The organism is Exiguobacterium sp. A1_3_1, from assembly GCF_048985645.1.
GTDB classification, from domain to species: Bacteria; Bacillota; Bacilli; order Exiguobacteriales; family Exiguobacteriaceae; genus Exiguobacterium_A; species Exiguobacterium_A indicum.
On the sequence record NZ_WBYY01000238.1, the window covers coordinates 1 to 3,850 of the forward strand.

Here is a 3,850-nt window from a genome sequence, read left to right on the forward strand (position 1 = left end):
GGGCTCGGAGATGTGTATAAGAGACAGCTTCAGACTCATCTCCTTGATGCTTGATGCTAACGTCGCTTTTGCGATGTGATGCGTATAGTCCTGTCGCTTCTGTTCAAACTTATCCATTATGATCGATTCTCCCTTCTCCTTTTTCATCATACAACATCTAAGTAGATTGACGCATGAATGTAGTACATGCTACATTAATTTGTAGTAATCACTACATTTCAAGGAGGATCCTTCATGAGAGAATCTCAAGCTTCATTTGTAGACAGCATCCCGAAACCTTTATTGCTCGTCATTACGATCGCTTTCGCTGTTTTAACTGCCTTTTCGATCATTGACTTTGGTGTACTTGGCATCTTTGCGGAAGCGACACAAAACACGGCGACGCTCCAGATTTTCGTCGACCTGATTCTCTGCGCCCTCTTCATCATCGTTTGGCTCCGCCATGATACACGTCGTACCGGACGAAGCTTTCCGCTTTGGGCAATCATCATCCTCGCGATTGGTGCGTTCGGACCTCTACTCTATTTATTGACTCGAAAATCATGACGTTCTGACACGTGCCGCATCTTCGGTACGTGTTTTTCTTAAGACAAACTTAAGAATGCGACTTCGTCTATCAAAAGAATTCGACCGTATCCTAAGAGGTAGATTACAACTTAAAGGAGTTTTTATCTCATGAAGAAAGCCATCTTTGATACGATCGTCCACTTAAATGCTCGACCAATAGTCGCGAACACACTAAAACGGTTTGCGATGAGTCGCTTTAGTAAACCACTCATCCGACCTTTCATTCGCACCTATCACATTCAGACAGATCAAGCGCTGAAGTCCGTTGATTCGTTTACCTCGCTGCACGATTGTTTCGTACGCGAGTTACGTCCCGGTATGCGACCAATCGCAACCGCGCCGGATGCCTTCGTCAGTCCGAGTGACGCCGTCTTTTCCATTGTCCCAGCATTAACGCAAGATAGTCGGTTTACAATTAAAGGACAGGACTATACCGTTGCTGAGCTGATCGGCTCAAGCGAACGCGCCCAGGATTACGCGAACGGTGTCGCTCTGATTTTCTATTTGAGTCCGACCGACTATCACCGTATCCACTCGCCAGTAACGGGCGAAATCACGACGAGTTATACACTCGGGCGAGAATCGGTACCCGTCAATGACCTAGGGCTACGATTCAGCAAACGTCCGTTGACACGCAATTATCGTCGGGTCACCCGTCTACAAGTCGATCACCGCACGATCGAACACGTCATGGTCGGTGCGCTGAATGTCAATACGATCGTTCAGACACATCAAGGACGCCTGCTGGAGCGTGGTGCAGAGTTCGGTTACTTTTCGTTCGGTTCGACCGTCATCCTCGTCTTGCCACCGGACACGGTCGAACTCGCCCCAGGCATCGAACGTAGCGTCAAGATGGGTGAGCAGATCGGACGCTGGATATCCTAAAATGGATTCCCCTTTTTTAAGATTTCTGACTAAGAAAAGCATTTGAATTTGCTAGACTAAAGGAAACCACTGTTCAGAGGTGACCTTCATGTCCAAACGCTTATTCAAGCGAACCTCACTGATTGCATGCTTACTTTTCCTCACGTTTTTCACGCTCTATGGTATTCACCGCGCTTCAGCGATATCTGAACCCGAACACCTCATCTTTCAGGCAAAAGGCGAATCCTGGAACGCCGTGATTCATGTCCGGCAAGTCAAAGAGCGTCCTTTATCTTACCGGGTAAGCGAGGGCTATGCGCTGACATACATTGGACAAGACTTGAAACGAATGGAACAACAACAGAAACCTGTGACTTGGTTTGTCGATAGTCTGTTGTCAGATGGTCAACATGCTAAACGCTCTAGCCATTTCCAAAGCTTTATTGGAACCGAAAGAGATGGCGCAACCTTTGAAACGAGTGCCGCCTTACAAATCTTTAAAGCGAGTGACACGTACCATATCCGAATCAGATGGGATGACAACCGTGAAGAGCAGTTGACGTTAACGTGTATTGGCATGGAATAACATACAAAACGGGAAAGAGGTTATATCATGAAAAAAGTTGTTTTATCATTCGCTTTCTCGATTATGGCTCTATGGATATTAGTTGCTTGTAATAATGAAGAGATAATGCAAAGTACTAGTGAAAAACCGACGGCATCCGAAGTATTGAGCGAAGATGCTAAAGCAGACATTTTTCAATTCAATGATACGATCTACAAATCAGATGTAGCATGGGTTGATAAAACCGAAGTCACTCAGAATGAAAAAGTTGGAGAAATTAAAAGAAGAAGTTCGGATAAAGACGCTTTTGATAATGGAACTGCTACGAAACTCTCTAAGGGTACTGTCCTATACTCTACTAATGAAAGAAAAGAAGTTCTGCTGGTGAGTTTCAAAGGGAAATTAAAAAAGTACATTGCTTTAGGCGAAGGTTAAACGATTTATTAGAAAAGGCATCCTCAGCTAAGGATGCCTTTTCTTATTTAGATCATGCTGATAATTGAGAAGCTAATCAGCCGTTGACGACTTTTTCAGATACATCTTCATTCATCGACTGACGATTGATCGAGAACGTTTCTCCTTGTTTAAGTCGTTTTCGATATTCTGCTGTCGCCGTGAATAAGACATCTGTTGACGAGTTGAGTGCTGTCTCAAACGAATCTTGTAACACACTGACTAGAACACCCGCTGCTACGACTTGCATCGCGATGTCATTCGGAATCCCGAATAAGCTACATGCGAGCGGAATCAAGAGGAGCGAACCGCCAGCGACACCGGATGCGCCACATGCACAAACAGCAGCGAGAACACTCAAGATGATGGCTGTCGGAAGGTCGACTGGGATACCAAGCGTATGAACCGCTGCTAACGTTAAGACGGAAATCGTGATGGCCGCTCCCGCCATATTGATTGTGGCACCGAGCGGAATCGAGATCCCGTACGTCTCTTTATCGAGGTCAAGTTTCTTACATAATTCCATGTTGACCGGAATGTTTGCAGCTGAGCTTCGTGTGAAGAAAGCGGTAATTCCACTCTCCCGGATACATTTGAAGACGAGTGGGTATGGATTCTGACGAACGTTGATGAACACGATGAGAGGATTAACAATGAGTGCTACGACAAGCATCGTGCCAATCAATACCAATAATAAATTCCCGTAATCGAGCAATGAAGAAAGACCGTTTTCCGTAACAGAACCAATGACGATTCCCATGATACCAAGAGGAGCCAATTTGATGACCCATCCGACCATTTTCGCAATGGCGTCAGAGAAATTCGAGATGAATGTCTTCGTCGTATCGGACGCATTTTTTAAAGCGATTCCTAACACGATCGCCCAAGTCAGAATGCCAATGTAGTTCGCTTGGATGAGCGCATTGACTGGATTATCAACCATATTTAAGACGAGTTTCTGAAGAACTTCAACCGTGTTCCCCGGAGCAGCCAATTGTTCCGCACCTTCTGTTAATCGAATGTTAACTGGGAAAAGGAAACTAACGATGACCGCAATGGCTCCCGCTAGGAACGTCCCAAGCAGATACAAGAAAATGATCGATTTCATATTCGTCTGCTGTCCTTTTTTATGCTGCACGATTGATGCCATAACTAAGAAAAAGACTAAAATCGGCGCGACTGCCTTCAGGGAAGAAATAAATAAAGTCCCAAAAATGGTCAAGGATTTCGCCGCTTCAGGAATCGTGACGGCTAAAATAATACCCACGATCAAGCCAATCGCGATTTGTTTCACTAAACTGATTTGGTTCCACATCTTCAACACTTTCATACGTTCCCCTCCAGGCTTACAAAAAATAAGTTATTTAGAATTCGAAAAACGATGACTTCTCTCTTCTACTC

The 3,850-nt window shown here is 44.9% G+C and carries 5 protein-coding genes; 4 read left to right on the forward strand and 1 reads right to left on the reverse strand.

The window, feature by feature from the left end:
- Positions 1 to 234 precede the first annotated feature (234 nt).
- The 4 genes from F8N00_RS16870 (at position 235) to F8N00_RS16885 (ending at position 2,431) form a co-directional block, all read left to right on the forward strand.
- On the forward strand, positions 235 to 546 hold the full coding sequence (locus tag F8N00_RS16870; RefSeq protein WP_421018634.1) for a PLDc N-terminal domain-containing protein: 312 nt from the start codon (positions 235 to 237) through the stop codon (positions 544 to 546).
- 129 nt (positions 547 to 675) lie between these two features.
- The gene (locus F8N00_RS16875) at positions 676 to 1,452 is read left to right on the forward strand and encodes a phosphatidylserine decarboxylase (RefSeq protein ID WP_421018635.1); all 777 of its coding nucleotides are present in this window, start codon (positions 676 to 678) and stop codon (positions 1,450 to 1,452) included.
- An 88-nt stretch (positions 1,453 to 1,540) separates the two neighbouring features.
- On the forward strand, positions 1,541 to 2,017 hold the full coding sequence (locus tag F8N00_RS16880) for a hypothetical protein (RefSeq protein WP_421018636.1): 477 nt from the start codon (positions 1,541 to 1,543) through the stop codon (positions 2,015 to 2,017).
- A 27-nt stretch (positions 2,018 to 2,044) separates the two neighbouring features.
- Complete coding sequence (locus tag F8N00_RS16885; protein ID WP_421018637.1) at positions 2,045 to 2,431, forward strand: hypothetical protein; 387 nt, start codon at positions 2,045 to 2,047, stop codon at positions 2,429 to 2,431.
- Positions 2,432 to 2,507: 76 nt separating this feature from the next.
- Here the strand turns inward: F8N00_RS16885 and sstT are convergent, their stop codons facing one another.
- On the reverse strand, positions 2,508 to 3,779 hold the full coding sequence (gene sstT / locus F8N00_RS16890) for a serine/threonine transporter SstT (RefSeq protein WP_323679295.1): 1,272 nt from the start codon (positions 3,777 to 3,779) through the stop codon (positions 2,508 to 2,510).
- Between the last annotated feature and the right edge of the window lie 71 nt (positions 3,780 to 3,850).